The 24,752-nt window shown below is 69.1% G+C and carries 34 protein-coding genes; 6 read left to right on the forward strand and 28 right to left on the reverse strand.

The genetic code is table 11. The features are described 5' to 3' along the window. Positions 1 to 123: 123 nt before the first annotated feature. The 13 genes from GGQ87_RS14920 to crcB all read right to left on the reverse strand — a co-directional run bounded on the left by GGQ87_RS14920 (position 124) and on the right by crcB (position 8,659). The gene (locus GGQ87_RS14920; protein WP_168049075.1) at positions 124 to 570 is read right to left on the reverse strand and encodes a hypothetical protein; all 447 of its coding nucleotides are present in this window, start codon (positions 568 to 570) and stop codon (positions 124 to 126) included. A 91-nt stretch (positions 571 to 661) separates the two neighbouring features. Further along, positions 662 to 1,057, reverse strand: coding sequence for a BLUF domain-containing protein (locus GGQ87_RS14925; RefSeq protein ID WP_168049077.1), 396 nt, complete (start codon positions 1,055 to 1,057; stop codon positions 662 to 664). 112 nt (positions 1,058 to 1,169) lie between these two features. After that, entirely contained in the window at positions 1,170 to 1,838 is a 669-nt protein-coding gene (locus GGQ87_RS14930; RefSeq protein ID WP_168049079.1) for a glutathione S-transferase family protein, read from the reverse strand. 74 nt (positions 1,839 to 1,912) lie between these two features. Then, positions 1,913 to 2,269 (reverse strand): endonuclease domain-containing protein, encoded by a 357-nt coding sequence (locus tag GGQ87_RS14935; protein ID WP_168049081.1) that lies wholly within the window; start codon positions 2,267 to 2,269, stop codon positions 1,913 to 1,915. A 180-nt stretch (positions 2,270 to 2,449) separates the two neighbouring features. Next, positions 2,450 to 2,647, reverse strand: coding sequence for a hypothetical protein (locus GGQ87_RS15295; protein ID WP_209282574.1), 198 nt, complete (start codon positions 2,645 to 2,647; stop codon positions 2,450 to 2,452). Between the two features lie 176 nt (positions 2,648 to 2,823). Then, a complete protein-coding gene (locus GGQ87_RS14945) occupies positions 2,824 to 4,356 on the reverse strand; it encodes an acyl-CoA carboxylase subunit beta (protein ID WP_168049083.1) in 1,533 nt (510 codons plus the stop codon). A gap of 92 nt (positions 4,357 to 4,448) precedes the next feature. Next, complete coding sequence (locus GGQ87_RS14950) at positions 4,449 to 4,862, reverse strand: hypothetical protein (protein ID WP_168049085.1); 414 nt, start codon at positions 4,860 to 4,862, stop codon at positions 4,449 to 4,451. Between the two features lie 63 nt (positions 4,863 to 4,925). Next, the gene (locus GGQ87_RS14955; RefSeq protein ID WP_168049087.1) at positions 4,926 to 5,249 is read right to left on the reverse strand and encodes a winged helix-turn-helix domain-containing protein; all 324 of its coding nucleotides are present in this window, start codon (positions 5,247 to 5,249) and stop codon (positions 4,926 to 4,928) included. Further along, complete coding sequence (locus GGQ87_RS14960) at positions 5,246 to 5,707, reverse strand: hypothetical protein (protein WP_168049089.1); 462 nt, start codon at positions 5,705 to 5,707, stop codon at positions 5,246 to 5,248. Before GGQ87_RS14960 ends, GGQ87_RS14955 begins: the two co-directional genes overlap by 4 nt. An 81-nt stretch (positions 5,708 to 5,788) precedes the next feature. Continuing rightward, the gene (locus GGQ87_RS14965; RefSeq protein ID WP_168049091.1) at positions 5,789 to 6,550 is read right to left on the reverse strand and encodes an ATP12 family chaperone protein; all 762 of its coding nucleotides are present in this window, start codon (positions 6,548 to 6,550) and stop codon (positions 5,789 to 5,791) included. Between the two features lie 8 nt (positions 6,551 to 6,558). After that, positions 6,559 to 7,236 (reverse strand): HAD-IA family hydrolase, encoded by a 678-nt coding sequence (locus GGQ87_RS14970; RefSeq protein ID WP_168049093.1) that lies wholly within the window; start codon positions 7,234 to 7,236, stop codon positions 6,559 to 6,561. Next, positions 7,233 to 8,267, reverse strand: a complete 1,035-nt coding sequence (locus GGQ87_RS14975; RefSeq protein ID WP_168049095.1) for an RluA family pseudouridine synthase — start codon at positions 8,265 to 8,267, stop codon at positions 7,233 to 7,235. The genes GGQ87_RS14970 and GGQ87_RS14975 overlap by 4 nt, the downstream gene beginning before the upstream one ends. After that, the gene (gene crcB / locus GGQ87_RS14980) at positions 8,264 to 8,659 is read right to left on the reverse strand and encodes a fluoride efflux transporter CrcB (RefSeq protein ID WP_168049097.1); all 396 of its coding nucleotides are present in this window, start codon (positions 8,657 to 8,659) and stop codon (positions 8,264 to 8,266) included. Before crcB ends, GGQ87_RS14975 begins: the two co-directional genes overlap by 4 nt. Positions 8,660 to 8,716: 57 nt before the next feature. Between crcB and GGQ87_RS14985 the strand changes: the two genes are divergently transcribed. The 3 genes from GGQ87_RS14985 (at position 8,717) to GGQ87_RS15000 (ending at position 11,002) form a co-directional block, all read left to right on the forward strand. Beyond that, positions 8,717 to 9,196, forward strand: a complete 480-nt coding sequence (locus GGQ87_RS14985) for a hypothetical protein (protein ID WP_168049099.1) — start codon at positions 8,717 to 8,719, stop codon at positions 9,194 to 9,196. Next, entirely contained in the window at positions 9,189 to 9,629 is a 441-nt protein-coding gene (locus tag GGQ87_RS14990) for a DUF2214 family protein (RefSeq protein WP_168049101.1), read from the forward strand. The genes GGQ87_RS14985 and GGQ87_RS14990 overlap by 8 nt, the downstream gene beginning before the upstream one ends. A gap of 143 nt (positions 9,630 to 9,772) precedes the next feature. Next, entirely contained in the window at positions 9,773 to 11,002 is a 1,230-nt protein-coding gene (locus GGQ87_RS15000; RefSeq protein WP_209282575.1) for a hypothetical protein, read from the forward strand. A gap of 33 nt (positions 11,003 to 11,035) precedes the next feature. Here the strand turns inward: GGQ87_RS15000 and GGQ87_RS15005 are convergent, their stop codons facing one another. The 6 genes from GGQ87_RS15005 to GGQ87_RS15030 form a co-directional block, all read right to left on the reverse strand. Further along, entirely contained in the window at positions 11,036 to 11,548 is a 513-nt protein-coding gene (locus GGQ87_RS15005; protein ID WP_168049103.1) for a CC0125/CC1285 family lipoprotein, read from the reverse strand. 62 nt (positions 11,549 to 11,610) lie between these two features. Next, positions 11,611 to 12,009, reverse strand: a complete 399-nt coding sequence (locus GGQ87_RS15010) for an endonuclease domain-containing protein (RefSeq protein WP_168049105.1) — start codon at positions 12,007 to 12,009, stop codon at positions 11,611 to 11,613. A gap of 83 nt (positions 12,010 to 12,092) precedes the next feature. Further along, a complete protein-coding gene (locus GGQ87_RS15015) occupies positions 12,093 to 12,818 on the reverse strand; it encodes a pseudouridine synthase (protein WP_168049107.1) in 726 nt (241 codons plus the stop codon). 47 nt (positions 12,819 to 12,865) lie between these two features. Next, on the reverse strand, positions 12,866 to 13,312 hold the full coding sequence (locus GGQ87_RS15020; RefSeq protein ID WP_168049109.1) for a hypothetical protein: 447 nt from the start codon (positions 13,310 to 13,312) through the stop codon (positions 12,866 to 12,868). Continuing rightward, positions 13,309 to 13,761 carry a hypothetical protein gene (locus GGQ87_RS15025; RefSeq protein WP_168049111.1) on the reverse strand — a complete coding sequence of 151 codons (453 nt, stop codon included), beginning with the start codon at positions 13,759 to 13,761 and terminating at the stop codon, positions 13,309 to 13,311. The genes GGQ87_RS15020 and GGQ87_RS15025 overlap by 4 nt, the downstream gene beginning before the upstream one ends. 59 nt (positions 13,762 to 13,820) lie before the next feature. Beyond that, positions 13,821 to 15,140: a replication-associated recombination protein A gene (locus GGQ87_RS15030; protein ID WP_168049113.1), complete on the reverse strand. Its 1,320-nt coding sequence runs from the start codon at positions 15,138 to 15,140 to the stop codon at positions 13,821 to 13,823. Positions 15,141 to 15,208: 68 nt separating this feature from the next. On the opposite strand from GGQ87_RS15030, the gene GGQ87_RS15035 reads away from it, so the two are divergent. Further along, a complete protein-coding gene (locus GGQ87_RS15035; RefSeq protein ID WP_168049115.1) occupies positions 15,209 to 15,631 on the forward strand; it encodes a VOC family protein in 423 nt (140 codons plus the stop codon). Here the strand turns inward: GGQ87_RS15035 and GGQ87_RS15040 are convergent. Both GGQ87_RS15040 and GGQ87_RS15045 read right to left on the reverse strand, forming a co-directional pair. Further along, positions 15,628 to 17,013 (reverse strand): trypsin-like peptidase domain-containing protein, encoded by a 1,386-nt coding sequence (locus tag GGQ87_RS15040; RefSeq protein WP_168049117.1) that lies wholly within the window; start codon positions 17,011 to 17,013, stop codon positions 15,628 to 15,630. The two genes, GGQ87_RS15035 and GGQ87_RS15040, sit on opposite strands and share 4 nt — an antisense overlap. A 78-nt stretch (positions 17,014 to 17,091) precedes the next feature. After that, positions 17,092 to 18,336, reverse strand: coding sequence for a TCR/Tet family MFS transporter (locus GGQ87_RS15045; protein WP_168049119.1), 1,245 nt, complete (start codon positions 18,334 to 18,336; stop codon positions 17,092 to 17,094). 116 nt (positions 18,337 to 18,452) lie between these two features. On the opposite strand from GGQ87_RS15045, the gene GGQ87_RS15050 reads away from it, so the two are divergent. Together GGQ87_RS15050 and GGQ87_RS15055 are read left to right on the forward strand one after the other, a co-directional pair. Continuing rightward, a complete protein-coding gene (locus tag GGQ87_RS15050; protein WP_168049121.1) occupies positions 18,453 to 19,364 on the forward strand; it encodes an ABC transporter ATP-binding protein in 912 nt (303 codons plus the stop codon). Next, complete coding sequence (locus GGQ87_RS15055; RefSeq protein WP_168049123.1) at positions 19,354 to 20,229, forward strand: ABC transporter permease subunit; 876 nt, start codon at positions 19,354 to 19,356, stop codon at positions 20,227 to 20,229. The genes GGQ87_RS15050 and GGQ87_RS15055 overlap by 11 nt, the downstream gene beginning before the upstream one ends. A 17-nt stretch (positions 20,230 to 20,246) precedes the next feature. Here the strand turns inward: GGQ87_RS15055 and GGQ87_RS15060 are convergent, their stop codons facing one another. The 7 genes from GGQ87_RS15060 to GGQ87_RS15090 form a co-directional block, all read right to left on the reverse strand. Beyond that, positions 20,247 to 20,714, reverse strand: a complete 468-nt coding sequence (locus GGQ87_RS15060; protein ID WP_168049125.1) for a GNAT family N-acetyltransferase — start codon at positions 20,712 to 20,714, stop codon at positions 20,247 to 20,249. 86 nt (positions 20,715 to 20,800) lie between these two features. Continuing rightward, on the reverse strand, positions 20,801 to 21,220 hold the full coding sequence (rplQ, locus tag GGQ87_RS15065) for a 50S ribosomal protein L17 (protein WP_168049127.1): 420 nt from the start codon (positions 21,218 to 21,220) through the stop codon (positions 20,801 to 20,803). 100 nt (positions 21,221 to 21,320) lie between these two features. Further along, positions 21,321 to 22,340 carry a DNA-directed RNA polymerase subunit alpha gene (locus tag GGQ87_RS15070; RefSeq protein WP_168049129.1) on the reverse strand — a complete coding sequence of 340 codons (1,020 nt, stop codon included), beginning with the start codon at positions 22,338 to 22,340 and terminating at the stop codon, positions 21,321 to 21,323. Positions 22,341 to 22,444: 104 nt separating this feature from the next. Continuing rightward, positions 22,445 to 22,834: a 30S ribosomal protein S11 gene (rpsK, locus tag GGQ87_RS15075; RefSeq protein WP_021697953.1), complete on the reverse strand. Its 390-nt coding sequence runs from the start codon at positions 22,832 to 22,834 to the stop codon at positions 22,445 to 22,447. A 16-nt stretch (positions 22,835 to 22,850) separates the two neighbouring features. Further along, positions 22,851 to 23,219, reverse strand: coding sequence for a 30S ribosomal protein S13 (gene rpsM / locus GGQ87_RS15080; protein ID WP_056450326.1), 369 nt, complete (start codon positions 23,217 to 23,219; stop codon positions 22,851 to 22,853). A 149-nt stretch (positions 23,220 to 23,368) separates the two neighbouring features. Continuing rightward, the gene (locus tag GGQ87_RS15660) at positions 23,369 to 24,097 is read right to left on the reverse strand and encodes an energy transducer TonB (protein ID WP_209282576.1); all 729 of its coding nucleotides are present in this window, start codon (positions 24,095 to 24,097) and stop codon (positions 23,369 to 23,371) included. A 72-nt stretch (positions 24,098 to 24,169) separates the two neighbouring features. After that, on the reverse strand, positions 24,170 to 24,733 hold the full coding sequence (locus GGQ87_RS15090) for an adenylate kinase (RefSeq protein ID WP_168049133.1): 564 nt from the start codon (positions 24,731 to 24,733) through the stop codon (positions 24,170 to 24,172). Positions 24,734 to 24,752 lie beyond the last annotated feature (19 nt).

Below are 24,752 nucleotides of genomic sequence, written 5' to 3' on the forward strand. Positions count from 1 at the left end.
CCGCCCCCTCCTGCGGCGCGTTCGTGACGCTGACTTTCTGGCAAGCTGCTGAAAAGGTTCGCCTTCGTCTTCAAAAGTATGGAGACAGTGGGCGGATTGTCAGCACAGCGGCGTCGGCGGCGCTCAGCCGCGCGGAGGTTCCAGATCGCGCATGTCGGCGTCGGCGTGGCCGCCGAAGCGGGGATCGAGCCGTCTGGCCCAGCTGAGCGGCCAGGCCTCGGTGACCGGCCCGTCGCCCCGCGCGTCCCACTCGAGATAGACCACCCAGGCCTCGCCCTCGACCGGCAGCGGCAGGACCCGCGGGCATTCGGTCCGCTCCTCGTGCCACAGCCGCAGCCGACCGCCCTGCGGATGGCCTTCGACCACCCGGTCGACGCGGAAGTCGGCGGTGAACGCGCGGTTGGGCCGCTCGGGCGCCTGCGTTTCGACGGCGACGACCGTGGCCACGGCGACGGTGACATAGTCCCGCGCCATCCGCTCGCCGGGGCCGTCGATCGGACGCATGCAGGCCTGGGCGGCGGGCGCGGCGAACGCGAACACGGCGGCGGCGATGAGGGCGGAACGGATCATGGCGGGCTCTCTCCTGATCGGAGGAGAGCACGGCGGCGGCGGGGCCGCAGCCCTCAAGGCGGGATCGTCAGGTGACGTCAGAGGGCGGCGGTCAGGCCACCCCGGTCTCGCCCTGATGCACGAGGTTGGCCAGAAGGGCGGCGAGGGCGAGGCCGTCGCCGGAGGTCAGCAGGTCGGTGACGCGGGGCGAGGCGGCGGCGAGATCGGCGCGGGCCATGGTCCAGCCGGGGACCAGCCGGCCGGAGACCGGGGCGCGGACGAGGATGGTCAGGTCGGTGTGGCGCGGGTCGGCGGCCAGCTTGGCCAGCAGGTCGTCGAGCGAGGCGGTCGGGCCCTCGAGCAGCTGGACATAGGTGCGGCCGCTGAAGCCCAGGGCGCCGGTGATCCGGCCGCGGGCATTGTTCCACAGGGAGTCGCGCAGGATGTCGTCCATGGCCGTCTCGGGGTCGGGCCAGAGGGCTCGGCTGCGATAGACCAGACGCTCCATGCGCGGGGTGATCTCCGGGGTGGGCCGATGTGGGCAGGCGGATGCTAACGCGGCGGAGCTATGCCGGTTTCAGGGATGGCCGACAATACGGTGGCCGACATAGCGGGAGAGATCAGGCGATGGCGTCGAGCGGCACGCCCATCCGCGCCGCCGTCAGCTCGCGGGCCTTTTGCCGCGCCGGACGGGCGAAGGCGCGGGCGTAGAAGGCCTTCACCCTGGGGTAGCCGTCCATCAGGTCGGTCTCGCGGATTTCGCGCAGGACGTCGGCCAGGGTGAGGTCGGCGATGGTGAAGTCGTCGCCGGTGATCCACTCATGCCCCTCCAGCTGGCGCTCCAGCCCGGCCAGCCACCGGTGGGCGAGACCGACGAGGAACTCGCGCGCCGCCGGGTCCTTGCCCATGAAGCCCGCGTCGACCATGGCGATCATCGACAGGGTGGGCTGGACGGTGGCGGTGGCGGCGAAACACCACTGGATGACCTTGAGCCGCCCGGCTTCGTCGGCGGGCATGAGGCGGCCGGATGTCTCGGCCAGATGGATCAGGATGGCGCAGGATTCGGCGATGACGAGACGCCCGTCGGGGCCGTCGTCCTCGAGCACCGGGATCTGGTTGAACGGGCTGATGGCCGAGAATGCGGGGCTGTCGGCCTCGCCGGCGAGATAGTCGAGAGGGCGGACCTCGTACGGCAGGCCCATCTCCTCGAGCGCCCACTGGATGCGGATGTCCTTGGTCTCGCCGATCCCGCCGGGGAACATGTTGGCGAAGGCGTGGAGGGTGATCATCAGATGAGCCTATTCCTTCTCCCCTTGAGGGAGAAGGTGGCCCGGAGGGCCGGATGAGGGGTGAGACACGGACGCTAACGCATTCGCTCCGCGTGTTTCCGAACCGCCTCCAGCACCACCGCAGGATTTCCCAGCACCGCCTCGTTATCGAACCGCAGAACGGTGAAGCCGGCCTTGGCGGTGAGCCATGCGTCACGGGCGGCATCGCTATCGGTGCGCAGGACATGCACCCCGCCGTCCAGTTCGATGATGAGCTTGAGAGCCGGGCAGCAGAAGTCGGCGACGTAGGGGCCGACGGGCGTCTGGCGTCGGCATTTGAACTGACCGAGTCGGCGGTCGCGCAGGAGTTTCCACATCGCCGCCTCGGCCATCGTCGGTTCGCGGCGAGAGCGACGGGCGGCGGTCCGGGTGCGCTCGGTCGGCTTGAGCATGCGCCAAGCGTAGCAGGACGCGGAGCGGTGTCAGCCCTTTGCCTACCGTTGCGGGTAGCCGGCATCCTTCTCCCCTTGAGGGAGAAGGTGGCCCGGAGGGCCGGATGAGGGGTGAAACACTTTAGTTCCGTGAATTATCCCGACATCGGCGGTCGGCGGCTTGTCGGACGGGCCGGAGTCTCACCCCTCATCCGCCCCCTCCGGGGGCACCTTCTCCCTCAAGGGGAGAAGGAAGCGCCCGACCTTCTTCTCCAGCAGCGCCACCAGCTCGGGCTGCATGAAGGCGTACTCGTCCGGGATGTCGAGGCAGATGACGCGGGCGGACTTCAGGTGGGCCTTGAAGCGGCGCTGGAGCTTGGCGCGGTGGGCGCGCTCCATGACGAAGATGAGGTCGGCCCAGTCGAGGTGGTCGGGCGTGACCGGCTCCTCCGCATCGGGCGCCAGGCCGGCCGAGGCGGTCTCGACGCCGGGGTGGTGGGCGAAGACGCGCTCGGCCGTCGGGGAGCGGAGGCGGTTGCGGGCGCAGAGGAAGAGGAGGTTGGTCAGGGGTGTCCCTACAGCGGAATATTATCGTGCTTCTTCCACGGGTTCTCCTGCACCTTGTTCTTCAGCGTCCGTAGCGCCTTGATCAGCCTTCTCCGCGTCCCGTGCGGCATGATCACGTCGTCGATATAGCCCAGCCCTGCGGCCACGAACGGGTTGGCGAACCTCGCCTTGTACTCGGCCTCGCGGGCCGCCAGCGCATCCGGGTCGCCGGCTTCCTTGCGGAAGATGATCTCGACGGCGCCCTTGGCCCCCATGACGGCGATCTCGGCGCTGGGCCAGGCGTAGTTGACGTCGCCACGGAGGTGTTTGGAGCTCATGACGTCATAGGCGCCGCCGTAGGCCTTGCGGGTGATGACGGTCAGTTTGGGGACGGTGGCCTCGGCGTAGGCGAACAGCAGCTTGGCGCCGTGCTTGATCAGGCCGCCGTACTCCTGACGGGTGCCGGGCATGAAGCCGGGGACGTCGACGAAGGTGACCAGGGGGATGTCGAAGGCGTCGCAGAAGCGGACGAAGCGGGCGGCCTTGCGGCTGGAGTCGATGTCGAGGACGCCGGCGAGGACCTGGGGCTGGTTGGCGACGACGCCGACGGTCTGGCCGTCGAGGCGGCCGAAGCCGGTGACGATGTTCTTCGCGAAGTCCGGGCCGATCTCGAAGAACTCGGCCTCGTCGACCGTCTTCAGGATCAGTTCCTTGATGTCATACGGCTGGTTCGGATTGGCGGGGACGAGGGTGTCGAGGCTGGCCTCGTCGCGCTCCGGGTCGTCGTAGCTGTCGCGGACCGGGGGCTTTTCGCGGTTCGACAGGGGCAGGAAGCCGATCAGGCGGCGGACCTCGCTGAGGGCCTCCAGATCGTTCTCGAAGGCGCCGTCGGCGACGCCGGACTTGCCGGCATGGACGCGGGCGCCGCCGAGGTCCTCGTGGCTGACGACCTCGTTGGTGACCGTCTTCACCACGTCGGGGCCGGTGACGTACATGTAGGAAGTGTCCTTCACCATGAAGATGAAGTCGGTGATGGCGGGGGAATAGACGTCGCCGCCGGCGCAGGGGCCCATGATGACGCTGATCTGGGGGATGACGCCCGAGGCAAGCGTGTTCTGGAGGAAGATGTCGGCATAGCCGGCGAGGGATTCGACCCCCTCCTGGATGCGGGCTCCGCCGGCGTCGAACAAGCCGATGATGGGCGCGCCATTGGTCAGGGCCATCTTCTGGATCTTGACGATCTTGGCCGCGTGGGCGCCCGAGAGGGAGCCGCCGAAGACGGTGAAATCCTTGGAGAAGACATAGACCAGACGGCCGCCGATCGTGCCGCGGCCGGTGACCACGCCGTCGCCGGGGACGCGCTGCCTGTCCATGCCGAAGTCGTGGGAGCGGTGCTCCACGAACATGTCGGTTTCCTCGAATGAGCCCTCGTCCAGCAGGACTTCGATGCGCTCGCGGGCGGTCAGCTTGCCCTTGGCGTGCTGGCTGGCGATGCGCGTCTCGCCGCCGCCGAGGCGGGCCGCGGCGCGGCGCTGTTCGAGCTGGTCGAGGATGTCTTGCATGGTCGGGTCGCCTTCCGTGTGTCCCGCACGGGATTAGAAGCGGAACCGCCGGGCGGCAAGCGGAACGCCCGCTGTTCGGGCGAAGGTCCTGTTCAGGACGTCGGCGTGGGCCGGTAGACGTAGTCGCGCATGGGGCCGCAGCCGCCGGTGCGACCGTCCGGCGAATGGATGCAGATCATCAGCGGCGGCAGGTGCCGGACGGCGTCGGGCGCGTCGCAATCCACCTGCAGGTCGGCGGTGGCGCGATCGACACAGAGGGTCTCCGTGTCGCCGGAGGCCCAGACGAACCGCCACTGCAGGGCGCCGAACTCGGACTGGACCAGGGCGATGCAGGTGTTGGCCCCGCCGCCGTCGAGACAGTCGGCGGGGACCGGTATGGGGTTGGCCAGCGCCTCCTCCGGCGTGGGCCAGACGGCGTCCGCCCAGCCGACGGGATCGGCGGAGGCGGCGGAGGCGGCCAAGGACGCCGCGACGAGCGTGGCGGCGGCGGACGGACGGGGTTTCATCAGGGGCCTCCGCGCGGCGAGAGGGCGACTAGAGGCCCCTCCCCGCGCGGATGCAATGCCGGCTCACCCGACGAAACCTGACGCCGGACCGGGCGAGGCTGCGAGGCCGGCCAGCCGGGTCAGTTCGGCGACATGGGCGGCGAAGGCGCGGCGGCCGGCGGGGGCAAGGCTGATCCAGGTGCGCTGGCGGCCGTCGTGGGACTGTTTGCGCAGCTTGACGTAGCCCGCGTCCTCCAGCTGCTTCAGGTGTTTGGACAGAACGGAGTCGGACACGGCGATGGCGTCGCGGATCATGGCGAACTCGGCCTCTTCCACCGCCGAGAGGATGCCGCAGATCTGCAGCCGGCCGGGGGCGTGGATGACGGGATCGAAGGCGGCGGCGCTCATTCGCCGGTTCCCGTCTCGCGGCGGTAGACCCTGAGCCACAGGCGCGATCCGACCAGGGCGAAGACGAAGGCCACTAGGCTCAGAGCGGCGATGCCCAGCAGGTGGATGTGGAGCGGCGGCTCGCGATAGTTGAGCACGATGGCCGCCAGCATCAGCGGCAGCATGGCCAGACCCAGGCCGATGGCCACCCAGCGGGCGCGGCGGGGCGTCATGCCATTGACCGCCACCCCGAGCCGCTCGGTTTCGCGCCGGTACAGCAGGGCCAGGGCCAGCAGGCCGCCGGCGACGCCCAAGCTGTTGATCGGCATGTCCAGCGCCTGCGAACCGATCATGGCTGCGAAGATGGCCGAATAGGTCAGGTCGTAGCGCCACGAGCCGCGGGCGACACGGCGCTCGGCGGCCTTGCGGGACTGGCGGATCGCCTCGAGGGCTTCGGCGGGGGTCGGGTTCTCGGTCATGGCGGCGGGCCTCACTTTCCAATGTGGAAAATGTAGCGCGACTTTCCGTGATGGCAAGTGAAAACTTTCCGATGTGGAAAGTTAGCTTTCGAGGGCGCGGAACCACATGTCGAGGAGCACCGCTTCCGCCCGGCGGGCGGCGGTGCGTTCGGCGGCCTCCGCGTCGACGCCCCACTGGCGTTCCTGGAAGGCCTCGTCGAGGCGGGACAGTTCGAACGCCGCCTCGCCGCCGACGGCGCCGCGCTGGAGGGCGAGGGCGAGGACGGCGGAGCCCAGCAGGGGCGTGGCCATGGCGAGGCCGCTGAGGGCGAAGTCGTCGAGGCGCAGGGCCAGCTCGCGGACGCGGGCGACGGCGGCGGGGTCCTGGGCCCGATGGATGATGCCCTCGACCGGCTCGAGCACCACGCCGAGATCGAGCGCGGCCCAGTCGCGCCACGGCGTCCATTCGCGGGCCTGTTCCACGGCGAGGGAGGTGGGCGTCTCGGCGAGGTAGCAGAGCAGGTCCGTGCCGGCGAAGGCGGCGATCTCGTCGGCGACGGCCTCGCGGACCTGGCTGACGCGGTCGATGGCGGTGGAGGCCAGACGGGTGGCGGGCATGGTCCCGGGCTCGATGAACTCGCCTTGGGCGGCCCATTCGTCGGCGACCAGCCGGGCGAGCGATTCCGTCGGCAAAGTCAGTTTCGCGCCGGCGGGGGTCTTCGGCGTGCGGCCGTCGAGGGTGACGCTCCAGCCCCCCTCCCCTTTGGCCACGTCGACGGCGGTCCAGAAGCGTTTGAGCCGCTCTTCGGACTCGCGGAAGCCCTTGCGGGCGGCGACGTTGGGATCGAGGGGCGGGATGTGCATCGGAGGTCTCAGGCGGCGCGGGTCATGTCGGCGAAACCGTCGAGGACCACCGTCAGTTCGGAGAAGGTTCGCGCCACGTGCCGGGCGCCGGCGGCCACCTGTTCCTCGACCGTATGGAAGCCCCAGGCGACGCCGAGCGGCAGGACGCCGGCGTTGATCGCCATCGCGATGTCGTGGCTGGTGTCGCCGATCATGACGGTGCGCGACGGGTCGCTGTCGCAGGCGGCCATGGCGGCGTGGAGCATGGCCGGATCGGGCTTGCCGGGACCATCCTCGGCGCAGTGGGACGAGAGGAACAGGTCGGCCCAGCCCTCGCGGGCGAGGTTGCGGGCCACGCCGCGGCGGTTCTGGCCGGTGGCGAGGGCCAGCCGCCAGCCATCGCGGTGCAGGCGGCGCAGGGTGGTCATGGCCTCGGGATAGAGCGGCTCCTCGTGGCCCTCGGCATACATGCGGTTGAAACTGGCGCGGAAGCCGGCGACGAAACGGGAGAGGGTCGACGCGTCCAGGCCGGGCTCCAGCACCGCCATGGCGTGCTCCAGCGACAGGCCGACGATCTGGCGCACCCGGTCGTAGTCCGGCTCGGGCAGACCGATCTCGCGCGCGGCCTCGCAGGCGGCGCGGTGGATGGAGGCGCGGCTGTCCACGAGGGTGCCGTCGATGTCGAAGACTGCGAGGGGGCGGGTCATCGCTGGCGGCGGACCCCCTCGAACGGGTCGCTCTCATTCCCTTCCGCCTCTTCGAAGCCGAAGTGGGCGAAGCCGGCCTTCATTTCGGGGCTGAGCGGCGCCTCGACGACCAGCATGCCGCCGCGCGGGTGTTCCAGTTCGATGCGGCGGGCGTGGAGCTGGAGCTTCAGATGGCCCGACAGCTCGCGCGATTTGTCGTCGCCGTATTTTGGGTCGCCGAGGATCGGATGGCCGATGCCCGCCATATGGGCGCGCAGTTGGTGCGTCCGGCCGGTGAAGGGGCGCAGGGCCATCCAGGCGGCGCGGTGGGCGGCGCGGCTGATGGTGGCGAAGGCGGTCTCGGCCGGCTCGGCGCGCGGGTCCTTGCGGTCGGCGGGGCGCATCATCTCGAAGTCGTTGATGCCGGTCTTCTTCAGCGGCATGTCGATCTGGCCGGCCGAAGGCTTGGGATTGCCGATGACAATGGCCCAGTAGGTCTTCTTCGCCTGACGGCGGGCGAAGGCGCCGGCCAGCCGTTTGGCCGCCTCGGGCCCCTTGCCGAGCAGGAGGACGCCGGAGGTGTCGCGGTCGAGGCGGTGGACCAGACGGGGGCGGTCCATCCCCTCCCCCCAGGCCGACAGCAGGCGGTCGACGTGGCGGCTGGTCTTGGTGCCGCCCTGGACGGCGAGGCCGTGCGGCTTGTTGATGGCGATGACCATGTCGTCCTCGTAGAGCACGAGGGACTTGGCGAACTTTATGTCTTGCGGGCTCAGGGTGTGGGCGTCGCCGGCCTGCCGCGAGGTGTCGTCGGGGATCGGCGGCACGCGCACCGCGGCGCCGGCGGTCAGGCGGCCCTCGGGCTTGATGCGGGCTCCGTCCACGCGGATCTGGCCGCTGCGGGCCATCTTCTGCACCTGGATGTTGGACAGGTGCGGCCAGCGCCGGCGGAACCAGCGGTCCAGCCGGATGCCGTCCTCGGCCTCGGCGACGTAGATGGTGAGGACCTCCCGCTTGGGCGCAGGCTCGGCGTCCTGAATGGGCTCATCAGTCAAAGGGCGGCTCCGAAGGCGCGGCGGGCGACCATCAGGCCGACAAACAGGACGGCGATCGACAGGACCACCGAGGCGGCGACATAGCCCCCGGCCATGGCGAATTGGCGGCGCTCGATCATCAGCGCCGTCTCCAGCGAGAAGGCGCTGAAGGTGGTGAAGCCGCCGAGCACGCCGACGGCGGCGAACAGTCGGATGGATTCGGTGTTCAGGCCGCCCCGGAAGGCGAGCCAACCGGTCAGAAGGCCCATCAGCAGGCCGCCGAGGACGTTCACCGCGAGGGTGCCCCAAGGCCAGGTCGCGGCCGGGAGCAGGCGCGCGGACCACGCGCCGACGCCGTAGCGGGCGACGGCCCCGAGGGCCCCACCGGCCGCGACGATCAGGAGACGTGTCATGATGCGGGGCTTATACACATCGCAGCCTTGGGTGTGAGGCCGGAGCGAGAAACGAAGATGCTGTTTCAGGAGCCTCCCCCGCCGCATCCGGTCGTTAGCGAGATTCTGGCCAGCCGGATCCCGGTGCCGTCGCCCATCATCGCCTTCGATGACGTTCTGATCCTTGACCGTGGCGATAACTCCCGGGTCGTTCCATCAGGACTCTATTGGGTAGTGATCGCCGTGCGCGGACAGCTGCCAGATGGCGAGCGACGGTACTTCTACAAGACTGTTTTCGTGGGCCCGGGCGAACCCGTTCCTCCGGTCTCGGGGCTCTGTCGCATCGAGGCGCATCAAACTGAATGGACCGGCGGAATGATCTCCGGCGAGAACGACCTGCATCGCATCGGGCACGGTCCGTCGTCCTTCGAGCCCGTGCCGATGTGGTCGATCGACCGATTTGACTGCTCGATTTCATCGGACAGCCCTGTCCTCCCCCCTAAAGGCGCGAGTGTTTGGGAACGAGGCGGCGGTAACCTGGAAGACCAAGATGACTGACCTGATCCTCGCCATCACCCACCACATCTTCGTCTTCGGCCTTGTCGCCATGATGATGGCGACGCGGGTGCTGCTGCAGGGGCCGCAGGTCGATCCGCTTCGGCTGGCGCGGCTGGATGCGGGCGCGGGCGCGACGGCGGCGCTGGTGCTGGCGGTGGGGGTCTGTCGGGTGATCTGGGGCGGCAAGGGCTGGGCCTTCTACGAGGCCAATCCGTTCTTCTGGGGCAAGGTGGCCTGTTTCGCGGTGCTCGGCGTCCTGACCATTCCGGGCACAATCGCCTTCCTAAAGTGGGGCAAGGCCCGCAGCGTCAACGCGGCCTTCCAGCCCGCGGCGTCCGAAGTGGCAAGCCTGCGCCGGCTGACAGGGCTGCAGGCGCTGGCGCTGATCCCGCTGCTGGCCTTCGCGGCGGCCATGGCGCGGTATCCGTTCTGACTGAAACTTCACTTGCCCGGGCGTTCGGTTAACAGCGATACCTTGTCCGAACGGCGCAGCTTCGCGTCGTGAGAGAACGGCGTCGGGCCGGCGGAGCGATCTGCTAGACTGGGCGACCGATCAGAAGGACCGCCGTAAGCGTCATGTCGCACGACGACCACAGCCACTCCCACGACCCGCATGGCGGGCACGGCGGACCGCACGACGGCGGGCACGGCGGACAGGGCTATGACGCGCGGACCGCGGGCCTGTTCTCGACCGCCGCCAATCCGCCGCCGGCGGGCGCCGCCGACCACGCCGAGCGCGCCATTCCCGCCTCCGGCCCGCCGCGCGGCCTTGGTCCCTCGCGGTCGGACGAAGGCATCACCCGGCCGATCGGCGACAGCGACTATTTCTCGACCGATCCGGCGGTGGTGGCCAATATCTCGGCCCACATCGACGAGTATTTCAACCAGCCGCTCGACATCTTCCCCTTCTGGGAGACGGAGGGGAAACCCGACCGCTTCCACGTGCTGTTCGCGCGCCAGATCGAGGAGCGGTTCCCGGCCGAGCAGGACATCCGCAGCCGCATCCACGCCTATGGGCGGGGGGTGTTCAGGGCGCTGCTGGTCCATATCGGCGTCAAGCGGCTGAGCCAGGCGGCGGCGCTGGTCGGGCTGACGCTCATGGCGACTCTCGGGCCGAACCTGTTCGCGCAATGGACCGGAACGCCGGCCATGGGTCTGGCGCTGGCCGGCGGCGGCATGCTGGCGGTGCTGGGCGCCTTCTGGGCCCTGAACGCCATCCTGTTCATCCAGTACCGGTTCCGGCTGGAGAATGACTCCTATGAGCTGTCGCGCGAGATCGTGCAGCGGACGCGGGAGATCCAGAACCTGTTCACCAACGCCCGGGCCCTTTCGGACCAGGCCGAGACCCAGTTCCAGCAGGACGGCAAGGGATGGGGCCAGCGCGCCATGTTCCTGACCCGGCTGACCATGTGGCTGGGCGCGCGGATGGAGTACCTCGAGAAGCACGTCCAGATGGAGCTGTGGCGGGTGCGCCGCGAGCGGTACTGGATGCGGTGGGTCGGACGGATCATCACCCCCGCGGTGCTGCTGGTCTGGCTGGCGATCTTCGCGCTGGAGCCCGTCCCGGGCAGCCAGGAGACGGCGTTCCGCGCCCTGCAGGGCGGGGCGGTGCTGATCGGCCTGATCGTCAGCTGGCTGTCCTATTTCCGCTGGCAGACGCCGGTGACGACCATCCAGGACAAGCTCGGCGTCGACGGCTGGGTCCGCTACGCCTCGCTGGACGTCGACAACGCCGTCGGCGAGCAGGTGCGGCGCGACAAGGAGCGGCTGGTCGAATACCGGGCCCTGACGCGCGGCGGTCGCTGAGGCCAAGGCGCCGAGCGTGAGGGCGGCGGGCCCTCAGGGGGCGGTGCGCCAGCCCAGGCTGTCTCGCACGCTGGCTGCGTTATAGGCGTTCGGCCGGTCCGGCGTCTGGCCGTTGCCCATCACCACCTCGAACGAGGTCGAGGTCGGCGACGGGCCGCTGAAGTTCAGGCCCACGCCGACGCCGACGCCCGAACTGCGGTAGCCGCCATAGCGGCCGCGGTAGTTGCTGGAGCCGGCGCCGATGGAGACGCTGGGGCGGACGCCGCCGGCGCTGTCGAGCCGGCCGTCGGTCCAGCGCTGGGTAACCTCGAACCAGTCGTAGCCTTGCGAAAGGGTCAGTTCGGCCGCGCGCAGCAGGGCGAGATCGGCCACCGGACCGGGCGCGCCGACGCCGTTGTAGGTGACGCGGAAGCGGTTGGACTCGATCCGCTGTTCGACATAGCCCTGCCCGTTCGGGGAGGACTGCGGGCCGTAGGGGGCGAGGCTGGCGCAGGCCGAGAGGGCGAGGCCGGCGGCGGCGATCAGGGGAAGGGTCAGGCGCTTCATGTCGGGGCTCCGGGCGGACTGCTGAAATAGCGCCGGGGGAGAGCCGTGGTTCCGGCACATGCTCATTCCTCCCCCTCTGGGGGAGGGGGACCATGCGCAGCATGGTGGAGGGGGTCAGCCGCGCGGAGCCGTATGCCCTCAAGGACACCATCCATGTTCTGGAAAACTGACATGGCGGCGATACGCAGAACCTGAATGCCCTGCCCGTTCAGCCAGTTCGTGCGTCGTTCGTCGTGCGCTTGTCGGTCTGGATCGTCGTGGACCCGTCCATCGACCTCGACCGCGAGCCGGACGGCAACGCAGTAGAAGTCGAGGATGTACGGGCCGACAGGATGCTGGCGCCGGAATCTCAGACCTGCGAGGCGCTGGCCGCGGAGGCGGGCCCAGAGCAGCGCCTCCGGCAGGCTCGGACGACGGCGAAGCTCCCGGGCGCGTGCAATGGTGAGCTTCGGCGCCTCCATGGGACGACTATAGAAGCAGAAGCTTGGCTGTCAGCCCCCACCACCGCCCTATGGGCGGTCCCCCTCCCCCAAAGGGGGAGGAACTACAGCTGTGCCGCCAACCGGAGCGCGTCGAAATCGGCCGGGAGAGGCGCCTCGACCGTGCGGTCGCCGCCTTCGGGGTGGGGGAAGGTCAGTCTGGCGGCGTGGAGCATGAGCCGGGGGGCGGCGCGGCCGGCGAAGGTCAGGGCGCCGCCGTAGCGGGGGTCGCCGACGAGCGGGCGTCCGATGTGGGCCATGTGGACGCGCAGCTGGTGCATCCGGCCGGTCAGGGGCTCGAGCTCGACCAGGGCCCCGTCCTCGGATGCCGAAAGCGTGCGGTAGCGGCTTTGCGAGCCCTGGGCGCCGGGGGCGTCGAAGGCGCAGACGCGCATATAGCTTTCGCGGCCGATCTCCTGACGCAGCAGCGGCGCGTCGATCCTGCCGGCGCGGGGCTCGGGCGCGGCGGAGACGAGGGCGAGATAGGTCTTTTTGAACCGGCGCATCTGCAGCGCCTTGCCGAGGAAGCCGGCGGCGGGCTTGGTCCTGGCGGCGAGGATGACGCCGGAGGTGTCGCGGTCCAGCCGGTGGACCAGCTCCGGCCGCTTGCCGTTGGAGCGCATGAAGGCCCACAGCAGGTCGTCGAGCGTATGCGCCTTGATCCGCCCGCCCTGGCTGGACAAGCCGGCGGGCTTGTTGAGCACCAGAACGTGCGGGTCCTCGTGGAGCACCCACGAGCGGACGGCGGCGATCTCGTCTTCGGACAGGGAAACGGGGGAGCGGTCGGTCACCGCGCGTGCTTACGCGAACAGCCCGCCCCCGTCAGCCCATCAAGGCGTCAGCGCAGGACGCCCTTCTTCGACATGGTCATGGCGTACCAGATGAAGACGGCGCCGAGGACGCCGTGGACGATCTGGATCGGCCACCAGGGCCCCATGACCTCCATCCCGTTCGACAGGGCGAAGGCGTAGACGGCGCCCGCGGCCCAGCCGAGGAAGGAGGCGGCGAAGGCATGGACAGCCCATTTGCGCCGGAGCAGCAGCAGGATCGCGCCCAGAAGGCCGCCCCAGACCCCGACCGCCCAGGCCGCATCGACCCAGGCCGGCATGCCGTGGAACCACGCCAGCTGGGTCTCGGTCAGGTCCATATTGGCCAGCCAGGCGTCGCCCTTCAGCTGGGTCATGGTGTAGTCGAAGCAGCCGAAGCCGTTCATCAGCGCCGCGACAGCGCCGACCAGCCACAGATGCCAGGGCGTGCGGGCGCGGCCGATGCCGGCAGGGGTCAACGCAGAACGCCCTTCTTGGCCATGGTCCAGGCGTACCAGGCGAGGAAGGCGGCGATGAGCGCGATCACGTACGGCATGTATTTCATCATCGCCATCGCGGCCGGCAGTTCGGGCATCGGCGCCATGAACTGGCCGTAGACGAGGCTGACGACGGCGCCGAACAGCGACAGGACGAAGGCCCAGACGGCGTAACGGCTACGCATCAGCAGCAGGATCGAGCCGGCGATCGCGCCCCAGACTCCGAGGGTCCACGGCACATACATCCAGGACGGCATGGCGTTGAAGTAGTCGATCATGCCCTGATCCATGCCCGAGGCGCGGAAATAGGCCTCGCCCTGCGTGGTGGTCATGATGAAGTCGTAGCCGCCGAACGCATTCCACAGCAGCGAGATCACGCCCACGGCCCAGAGGTGCCACGGCGTGCGGGTGGTCATCGAAGTGTCGGTCATTGTCCCCTCCCAAGGATTCCGGACGGGAGGATGAGCCGAAAACATCGTTACGGCAACGGTTACCCTGTCGGCTCGTCGCCCGTCTGCATCCGGGCGCGCAGGGCGGCCCAGCGGTCGAGCCGCTCCTTGACCTTGGCCTCGTGGCCCTCGCCCTTGGGCGCATAGAAGGTGCGGCGCTCCATCTCGTCGGGGAAGAAGTCGGCGCCGGAGAAGCCTTCGGGCGTGTCGGGGTCGTACTGGTAGCCCTTGCCGTAGCCGAGCTGTTTCATAAGCTTCGTCGGGGCGTTGCGAATGTGGGCGGGCGGCATGAAGGAGCCGGTCTCGGCGGCCGCACGTTTGGCCGCCTTGAACGCCTCGTAGACGCCAACGGACTTGGGCGCGGTGGCGAGGTGGACCACCGCCTGCGCCAGGGCGAGCTCGCCCTCGGGGGAGCCGAGGAAGTCGTAGGTGTCCTTGGCGGCGTTGGCGACGAGGAGCGACAGCGGGTCGGCCTCGCCGATGTCCTCGACCGCCATGCGCACGATGCGGCGGGCCAGATAGAGCGGATCCTCGCCGCCGTTCAGCATCCGCGCCAGCCAGTAGAGGGCCGCGTCGGGGTCGGAACCTCGAACCGATTTATGCAGCGCGGATATGAGGTTGTAGTGTTCTTCTCTGCTCTTGTCGTAAGCGGGCGCGCGCTTTTGCAGGATGCCGGCGAGGGCCTGGACGTCGAGGGGCGCGGGGTCCTGAAGGTCGAACAGGACCTCGGACATGGTCAGCAGATATCGGCCGTCGCCGTCGGCAAGGGCGAGCAGGGCCTGACGCGCCTCGGGCGTCAGCGGCAGGGTCTTGCCCTCCTGCGCCTCGGCCCGGATCAACAGTTGATCGAGCGCCGCGTCGTCCAGCCGTTTCAGAACATAGACCTGACTGCGGGACAGCAGGGCCCCGTTCAGCTCGAACGACGGGTTCTCGGTCGTGGCGCCCACGAGGGTGACGATCCCCTCCTCCACGAACGGCAGGAAGCCGTCCTGTTGGGCGCGGTTGAAACGGTGGATCTCATCGACGAAGAGCAGGGTCGACTGGCCCGCTGCGCGGCGCATGCGGGCCGCCTCGAAGGCCTTCTTCAGGTCGGCGACGCCGGAGAAGACGGCCGATATCTGCTGGAACTGATAGCCGGCGGCCTGGGCCAGCAGGCGGGCGATGGTGGTCTTGCCGGTGCCGGGCGGTCCCCACAGGATCATGGAGCCCAGCCGCCCGGCCTCGACCATGCGCCGGATCGGCCCGCCCTCGCCGAGCAGATGATCCTGCCCCACCACCTCGTCGAGGGTGCGGGGACGCAGGCGGTCGGCCAGGGGCGCGTCGGGGGGATGGATGCCGGAGGCTTCGAACAGGTCGGTCATGCAGGCACAGAGATAGGCGTTACCGCCGGTGTTTTCACGCGTTAGTGTGGCCTGCCAAGGAGATCCCGATGAACGAACCGGTGAACGCCCCCAAGCCCCTGACGGGGGTAACGCCCTATCTGAGCATTCCGTCGCGGGGCGGTCAGGCGGCGGCGGAGTTCTACGCCCGGGCGTTCGGCGCGGTGGAGGTGCGGCGGCAGGTGGCCGATGACGGCGAGCGGCTGATCCACGCCCACCTGCACATCAACGGCGGCAGCATCATGCTGTCCGACGAGTTCCCCGAGTATGGCGGCGAGCAGGACGTGGCCCCGAAGGGCGTGACCGTCCACCTGCAGGTCGACGACGCCGACGAGTGGTGGAACCGCGCCCTTCTGGCCGGCGCCGTGCCTGTCTTTCCGCTGGCCGACCAGTTCTGGGGCGACCGCTACGGGCAGCTGAAGGATCCGTTCGGCCACTGCTGGTCGATCGGCGGCCCGATCAAGGCCGGCTAGTAGCGGACCACGCCGGAGATGGCGCGGCCGCCGCGGTTGATGACCACCTCGGAACCCCGTCGAACCCCGCTGGCCTGCTGCACAGTGGTGATGGCGCGGCCGTCGACCGAGGTGATGATGTCGCCGGGCCGGAAGCCGTTGGCCGAGGCGTAGCTGCGGCCCGTGACGCCGCCGACGATAACGCCCGAGGCGAAGGGATCGCCGCCGAGATTGTCCGCCAGGGCCGGGTTCAGGGCCAGCACCTGCGCCCCGGACAGGGATCCGGTGCGGATGACCACGGCCTTGTCGATGTCGGCATTGCCCGGAAGCCGCTCGATCCGGGCGTTGAGCGTCTCGGTCCGGCCGTCGCGAAGCACGCTGAGCGCCACGGTCTCGTTCGGATCGTGCAGGCCGACGCGGAAGTTCAGTCCGCCCTGATCGTTCACCTCGGCGCCGTCGACCGCGGTGATCACATCGCCCTCGCGCAGGCCCGCCCGTTCGCCGGGACCGCCGGGCCAGGTCTGGGTGACCAGCAGGCCTTGGGGCCGGTCGAGGCCGAGGCTGCGGGCGATGTCGGCCGAGACGGTCTCGCCCTTCACCCCCAGCCATGACCGGACCACCGCCGTGGCGCCGCCGACGGCGGTCTCGACCACCCGGCGCACCTGGGCCGCGGGGATGGCGAAGCCGACGCCGGACGAGGTGCCGGAGCGCGAGAAGATCGCCGAGTTGATGCCGATCAGGTCGCCGTCCATGTCGACCAGAGCCCCGCCGGAGTTGCCGGGATTGATGGCGGCGTCAGTCTGGATGAAGGAGCCGCTGTCCGAGATGTTGGTCTCGGTCCGATTGAGGGCCGAGATGATGCCGTTGGTGACCGTCTGGCCGACGCCGAACGGATTACCGATGGCCAGCACCAGATCGCCGACTTGCTGTTCCTCGCGGTCGTCGATGTTCAGGGTCGGCAGGCGTTCGTTCACGCCCTCGAGCTGGAGCACGGCGACGTCGGAGCGTGCGTCGGCCAGCACCACCCGCGCCGGGAATTCGCGCCGGTCGCTGAGGGTGACGCGGATTTCGCTCATGCCCTCGATGACGTGGTTGTTGGTGACCACCACCCCCGTCGGCCGGACGATGACGCCCGAGCCGATCGAGCCCACGGCCTGACTGGCCGGGCCGCCGAACATCTGGAAGAACGGGTCCGTCGCCCGCTCGCCCCGCGCGGAGATGTTGACCACCGCCGGAGCGGCCTCGCGCACGACTGGCGCGAAGCTGGCCTTCATGGTGGCGGCATCGCCGGGAACGACCCGATTGCTCTCCGCAAAGGGGCCGTCCTGGGCCCGGGTGTCGCTGGATTGGCCGCAGGCGGCGAGGCCGAGGGCGAGGGCGATCGCGAGGGTGCTGGTCTTCATCATCATCCGAAGGGGAAGAGAGGTCCGATTGGCCCGATTTCGCTCCGTAATGTGGACGCGATCATGGCGAGCGCAACGTCAAACCGCGGCGGTCTCTTCGCGTTCCGCCCGACGCCCGACGCGCCAGCCGATCAGCGCCGCCAGCAGCAGGACGGCGGCGGCGATGAAGAAGGCCAGCCCCGGATGCGGCACCGGCGCACCCTGCCCCGCCGAGATTGAATAGATCCAGCCGAAGAAGAGCGGCGACAGCACGCCGGCGATGGAGGCGACGCTCATGTTGGCGCCCTGCAGCTGACCCTGCTCGTCCTCGCCGACGTGCCGGGTCATCAGCGACTGAAGGGTCGGCATGGCCAGGCCCCACAGGGCATTGGGCAGCATGGCGAGAATGAACATCAGTCCGCTGGGGGCCCAGCCCATGGCGGCGATGCCGACCGTGCCGCCGAACAGGCCGAAAACCATGGTCGCGCGGTCGCCGAAGCGTTTGACGACCGGGCCGACCAGCAGCCCCTGCACGCCCATGTCGAGCACGCCGACCATGGCCAGCAGCAGGCCCACCTCGCGCGGGCCCCAGCCGTAGCGGGCCGCGGCGTAGAGCACGAACACCGCCGAGAAGACGTGGTGGGCGAAGTAGAGCAGGAAGTTCACGACCGCGAGGCCGCTCAGCTCCGTGTGCCGCTTGAGCAGGATCAGCGCCCCGACGGGGTTGGCTCGCGCCCAGCTGAACCGCATCCGCTTCTCCGGCGGCAGGCTCTCGGGCAGGATGAACATCCCGTAGAGGAAGGCCACGCCCGACAGGCCGGCGGCGAACCAGAAGGGAACGCGCGGCCCGAACTCGCCGAGGAAGCCGCCCAGCACGGGTCCCAGCACGAAGCCGCCCGAGAAGGCCGCCCCGATCAGCCCATAGGCCCGGGCGCGTTTCTCCGGCTCCGTGATGTCGGCCATATAGGCGTAGATGGTGGTGAAGCTGGACGAGGTGATCCCGGCGATGATCCGCCCCAGCGCCAGCCACCACAGGTCGGGCGCCAGCGCCATCAGCACATAGTCCGCGGCCAGTCCGGCGCAGCTGATGAGGATGACGGGCCGACGGCCGTACTGGTCCGACAGGGAGCCGATGATGGGCGAGCAGACGAACTGCATCGCCGCCCACAGGGCCACGAAGACGCCGTTGATGATCCCCGCCTGCGCGTTGGAGCCGACGAAATCCTCGATCAGCCCCGGCAGCACCGGGATGATGATGCCCATGGCCACGATATCGAGCACCGCCGTCACGAAGATGAAGGCGAGCGCGGCGCGGCCGTGGCGGAGGGCGGACAGGGCGGACATGGGAGCCAAGTTCTAGCGGAGCCGTGAGACGGCGTCTCGCCGGCCGCCGCGACGTTGCAAAAGCTTAATCGCCCCGCGGCTTGCGTCGGAAGGCGACACACGGTCAACCTGCGGCCATGACCGCTGTTATCGAAACGCGTGGGCTGACCAAGACCTACGGAACCGTTCGCGCCCTCGACGGGCTGGACCTGTCGATCCCGCGAGGCGGGGTCTATGGCGTGCTGGGCCCGAACGGGGCCGGCAAGTCGACCCTGTTCCGTATCCTGCTGGGCCTGATCCGGCCAACGGACGGGAGCGCCAGCGTCATGGGCGGCGCCGTCGGCGACGTGGCCGCCATGCGCCGTATGGGCTCGATGATCGAGACGCCGCGCTTTCCGCCCTATCTGACCGCGCGGCAGGTGCTGCGCTGGCTGGCGCTGGAGCACGGCATCGCCGGCGAAGTCGACATTCCCTACTGGCTGGACCGCGTCGGCCTAACCGAGGCGGCGGACCGCAAGGTGCGCGGCTTCTCGGTCGGCATGATGCAGCGGCTGGGCGTCGCGGGCGCCCTGCTGAGCAAGCCGGAGCTGATCATCCTCGACGAGCCGACAAGCGGCATGGATCCCCCCGGCATCCAGGAGATGCGGGCCCTGATCCGCAGCCTGGCCAACGACGACGGCATGACCGTCATCCTCGCCAGCCACCAGTTGCTGGAGGTCCAGCGCGTCTGCGACCGCGTCGCCATCCTGAACAAGGGCAAGCTGGTGCGCGAAGGCGCCGTCAGCGAGCTGACGTCCGTGGGCGAGCGGCTGCGGCTGTCTGTGTCGCCTCCGGGCAAGGCGCTAGAACTGCTGGGCGCGCGCGGGGCCGCCGACGGCGACGCCGTACTGGCCGATGTGAAGCGCTCCGAGGGGCCGGACGTTATCCGCGCCCTCGTCGGCGCGGGCATCGACATCCACGAGGCCCGCTGGGTCGGCACCGACCTCGAGGCCATCTTCTTCACCGAGACGGGCGCCGTGCAGGCGCCGGAGACGATCCATGCTGGTTGACGCCATCCGCGCGGAAGGCTTCCGCCTGTCGAAGAACCGCACGGCCCTGTTCTGGAGCGTGGTTTTCGTGCCGATCATCACCCTGGTGATCGGGACCATCACCCAGTTCGTCATGAAGGCCAACGAGGCCAAGCTGCTGGCCGACAGCGACGCCCCTCCCGGCCTGAAGATGATGATGCAGCGGGGCGGCGAGCTCGATCTGGCCCAAGGGCTGGTCGAGGCGGCGGGAAATCTCGCCGGTCCGATGGTGCTGCTGTTCGTTCTGATCGGCGCCGCGACCCTGTACGCCGGCGACTATCGCTGGGAAACCTGGCGTCTGATCAGCGCGCGCAACAGCCGCTCGAACCTGCTGCTGGGCAAGCTGGCGGTGGTGGCGCAGCTGGCGCTGGCGGCGATGCTGTTCATGCTGGTGGCGGCGGTGATCGAGAACTTCATCCGCGCTTCGATCTTCGACCGGACCATCGTATTCGGCGCGACCGGCGAGGCCTTCGGCCAGTTCGCGGGCCTGTTCGCCCTGTCGTGGCTGCGCATCCTGCAGTTCACCATGATGGGCATGCTGGCGGCTGCCGTGACCCGGTCCCTGCTGGCGGCGCTGTTCGTGCCGCTGGTGCTCGGCGTGGCGCAGTTCTTCACGCCACAGATGCTGGGACCGATGGGATTCACGCCGGATGCCTGGCTGTCGATCCTCGTCAATCCGGGCGCGGCCATGGACGTGATCAAGGCCGCCGTCTCTGGTGGCGAGGCCGCGGCCGGACTCGCCGATGGCGAGGTTCTGAAGGCTTGGGTCAGCCTCGGCCTGTGGACCCTGCTGCCGCTGGCCGGCGCCCTGGCGTGGTTCAAGCGGCAGGACCTGTCGAAGGAGTAGCGAGCGGGCGGCTCCCGCTAGCGGAGCCGCTTCTCCATCCAGACGTCGGCCCTGACATAGGGGCTGGGCCGCGGCGGCAGGTCGAGGAAGCCGAAGCTGCGATACAGCGCCCCCGCGGGCTTCAGAGTACTGCTGGTCTCCAGATACAGCCGCGGGGCTCCAGCGGCGCGGGCGGCGGCCTCGCAGGCCTCGAGCAGACGACGGCCGAGACCCAGACCGCGCGCGGCCGGCGAAACGGTCATCTTGGCGACCTCATAGCCGCCGTCGTCCATGGCCATCAGGGCGCAGCAGCCGATGGCCTGCCCTTCTCTCTCGGCGATAAAGATGCGGCCGCCGGGGTCGAGGATCACGCCCTGCGGGTCATCGATGACCTTGCGGTCCTTGGCCTCCACAGCGAACCCGCCCTCGGCCAGCCAGGCCTCGTTGAGACGCGCCCATGCGGCGGCGTGTTCGGGACGGAAGGGGACGATCTGCACTTCGCTCATGAGCGCCCTTCTGCCCCGGCCGCGGACAAAGAAAAAGGGCGGCCGGATCGCTCCAGCCGCCCCTCCCAAGCCCCAACGAGCGAAGCTTACGCCTCGTCGTCGCCCTCGATGGCGTAGACCGGACCCGAGTCCAGGCCCTTGGCGTCGACGTCGCGGTCGACGAACTCGATGACGGCCATCGGGGCGTTGTCGCCGTGGCGATAGCCGGCCTTCATGATGCGGATGTAGCCGCCGTTACGGTCGGCGTAGCGCGGGCCAATCGTTTCGAACAGCTTGCCTACCTGCGGCACGTCGCGGACGTGGCTGATGGCCTGACGACGCGCGTGCAGGTCGCCCTTCTTGGCGAGCGTGACCAGCTTCTCGACGAAGGGACGCAGTTCCTTCGCCTTGGGGAGCGTGGTCGTGATCTGCTCGTGCTTGATCAGCGAAGCAGCCATGTTGGCGAACATCGCGGTCCGGTGGCTGGCCGTACGGCCGAGCTTGCGATAGGCGGCGCCGTGGCGCATCGGGGTCTCTCCTACTCACCCTGGTTTCCACGAAAGCGGACCTGGGGTTCTCTCATTCTAACCGCTCCGCGACCGGGTGGCCTTGGGCGGAGGGTTGAAACTAGATCTGGTCGTCGAACTTCTTGGCCAGGTCTTCGATGTTTTCCGGCGGCCAGTTCGGCACATCCATGCCGAGGCTGAGGCCCATGGTCGCCAGCACTTCCTTGATCTCGTTCAGCGACTTGCGGCCGAAGTTCGGGGTGCGAAGCATCTCGCCCTCGGTCTTCTGGATCAGGTCGCCGATGTAGACGATGTTGTCGTTCTTCAGGCAGTTGGCCGAACGGACCGACAGCTCCAGTTCGTCGACCTTCTTGAGCAGGGCCGGGTTGAACGGCAGGTCGGGCTTGCCGTCCGCCTGTTCGACCGCCTTCTTCGGCTCGTCGAAGGTGATGAAGATCTGGAGCTGGTCCTGCAGGATGCGCGAGGCGTAGGCCACCGCGTCAACCGGCGAGACGGCGCCGTTGGTTTCGACTTCCAGAACCAGCTTGTCGTAGTCCAGCGACTGGCCCTGACGGGTCGGCTCGACGCGATAGGCGACGCGCTTGACCGGCGAATACAGGGCGTCGACGGCGATCAGGCCGATCGGGGCGTCTTCCGGACGGTTGAACTCCGACGCGACATAGCCCTTGCCGTTCTGGACGGTCAGTTCCATGCGCACCGAGGCGCCGTCGTCCAGCGTGCAGATCACGTGATCCGGGTTCAGAACCTCGATGTCCGAGGGGACGTCGATCTGGCCGGCCGTCACCGGGCCGGGGCCCGTGGCGCGCAGGGTCATGCGCTTCGGACCTTCGGCATGCATGCGAAGGGCGAGTTGCTTGATGTTCAGCACGATGTCGACGACGTCTTCCCGCACGCCTTCCAGCGACGAGAATTCGTGGACGACGCCGTCGATCTGGATGGCCGTCACCGCCGCGCCTTGCAGCGACGACAGCAGAACGCGGCGCAGGGCGTTGCCGAGCGTCACGCCGAAGCCGCGTTCCAGGGGCTCGGCGACCAGGCGCGCCTTGCGCAGCGGGTCGGAGCCGGCCTCGATCTGCGGCTTCTCGGGACGGATCAGCTCTTGCCAGTTACGTTCGATCATGGGTGTCCCTCGGGTACGGAGTTCGCCGGTCCTGTTCCTCTGGTGAAAGAGGGGCCTCGTCAGGCTCGCCAGGACCGGCGGAGATATAGGTCGGTGGCGTAGGCTTAGACGCGGCGGCGCTTGGGCGGACGGCAACCGTTGTGCGGCATCGGCGTGACGTCGCGGATGGTGGTGATGGTCATGCCGGCGGCCTGCAGCGCGCGCAGGGCCGACTCACGGCCGGAGCCGGGACCCGAAACGTTGACTTCCAGCGTCTTCACGCCGTGTTCGCCGGCCTTCTTGGCAGCGTCTTCGGCAGCCATCTGGGCGGCGTAGGGGGTCGATTTGCGCGAACCCTTGAAGCCCATGTGACCGGCCGACGACCAGGAGATGGCGTTCCCCTGCGCGTCGGTGATGGTCACCATCGTGTTGTTGAAGCTGGCGTTCACGTGGGCGACGCCCGACGTGATGTTCTTGCGTTCGCGGCGCTTAACGCGACCCGGTTCCTTGGCCATCGGTCAGGTCTTTCTCTTACTTCTTCTTGCCGGCGATCGGCTTGGCCGGACCCTTGCGGGTGCGGGCGTTGGTGTGCGTGCGCTGACCGCGGACCGGCAGGCCCTTGCGGTGACGCAGGCCGCGGTAGCAGGCCAGGTCCATCAGACGCTTGATGTTCATCGACGTCTCGCGGCGCAGGTCGCCCTCGACGGTGTGATCCTTGTCGATGGTCTCGCGGATCTGCAGCACTTCGGCGTCGGTCAGTTGATTGACGCGACGCGCCGGCTCGATGCCGACCTTCGAGGTGATGTCCTTGGCGGCGGCCGGGCCGATGCCGTGGATATACTGCAGCGCGATTTCGACGCGCTTGTTGGTCGGGATGTTGACGCCAGCGATACGGGCCACGAAGCTCTCCAGATACGCGTGTGCGGACGCAACAAACGCTCCGGTCAACAGACCAGGAGCGTCGACGCCCTTCGCGGAAGCGCGCCTTATACAGGGGATTCCCGCCTCGTCAACGGCTGGCGGCGATCGAAACGCCGCTTCAGCCATGCCTACGGGGCGTTCCGGCCGAACCGGATGGTGATCACGGCCCGCAGATCGAAGTCGGGGCGTCCGTCGACCGTGGCGGGACGGAAGCGATATTCGGCGACGGCCGCCCTCAGGCCCGCCTCGCCGAACCCCTGCCCTGCCGGATTCTCGCTCACCACCCGGCACTGGTCGACCGTGGTGTCCTCCCGGATCCGGCAGTTGACCACCACGGTGCCGTTGACGCGCCGGCGCAGGGCCTCGGGCGGATGATAGCGGCGCAGCGCCTGCAGCGCCGGCTCGCGGATGTTTCGCGGGCCGGTGCGGCTCCCGCGCCCCGGGCCGTCTCCCGAGCCGATGCCCGTGCCGCTGCCGGTCCCCTCCCCGCCCAGCCCCATGCCCGGCGTGGGAGAGGCCGTGGAGGCCACACCGACGGCGAGTTCGGGCTCGGGGGCCTGTTCGCGGGGCGCCGGAAACTCGGGCGGGACGGGCTCGCGGGGCGGCGGTGGAACATGGACGCGGGACGGAGCGGCGGGCGCGCCGCCGCCGGGGTCTTCGGAGGGCTCCTCGGGCGGCGGAGGCGGCGGGACGGGGCGGAACAGTTGCACCTCGAACAGGGGCGCGGGTCCCAGCGGCGGCGGCGTGGGGTGCGTTCGCGCCATCAGCAGGAAGACCCCGCCGTGGGCGAGCAGCACGACGGCGAATGCGCCGGCCTTGCGCGCCCTGTCAGGCGTGAGGAACGATCGGATATCCACGCGTCGCATATGCCACATACGGCATGAACGCGCCTGGGCCGGAACGGGTCAGCTCCCGTTCAGCGAAACTGTTCAGCTGTCGAGGGCCGCGTCGATGTCCGCGGCGACCGCCTCGATCGAGCCCATGCCGTCAACCTCGGTCAGGAGGTCCTTGTCGCCATAGTAGGGCAGCAGGGGCGCGGTGTTGCGGTTGTAGGCCTCGAGACGGACCTTGAAGCTGTCGGGATTGTCGTCCGGACGGCCCTGTTCGGCATAGCGTTTGGACACGCGCTCCAGAAGGGCGACGTCGTCGACCCTGAGGCGGACGACGCGATCGATCTTCTTGCCCAGCTTGCTCAGCATGGCGTCGAGCGCCTCGGCCTGGGCGATGGTCCGGGGGAAGCCGTCGAAAATGGCGCCGCCGGCGTCCTCGGCCTCCTTCAGGCGGGCTTCGATCAGGGCGATGACGATCTCGTCCGAGACGAGGTCGCCGCGCGACATGATCGCTTGGCATTCGAGACCCAGCTGCGAGCCGGATGCGATCGCCTCGCGCAGCATGTCGCCCGTCGACAGCTGCACCATGCCGCGCGTCTCGACGAGACGCTTGGCCTGGGTGCCCTTGCCGGCCGCGGGCGGCCCGAACAGGATGAGGTTCATCGCCGCCCCTCCCCGGGCC

It is taken from the genome of Brevundimonas alba (genome assembly GCF_011927945.1).
Taxonomy (GTDB): domain Bacteria; phylum Pseudomonadota; class Alphaproteobacteria; order Caulobacterales; family Caulobacteraceae; genus Brevundimonas; species Brevundimonas alba.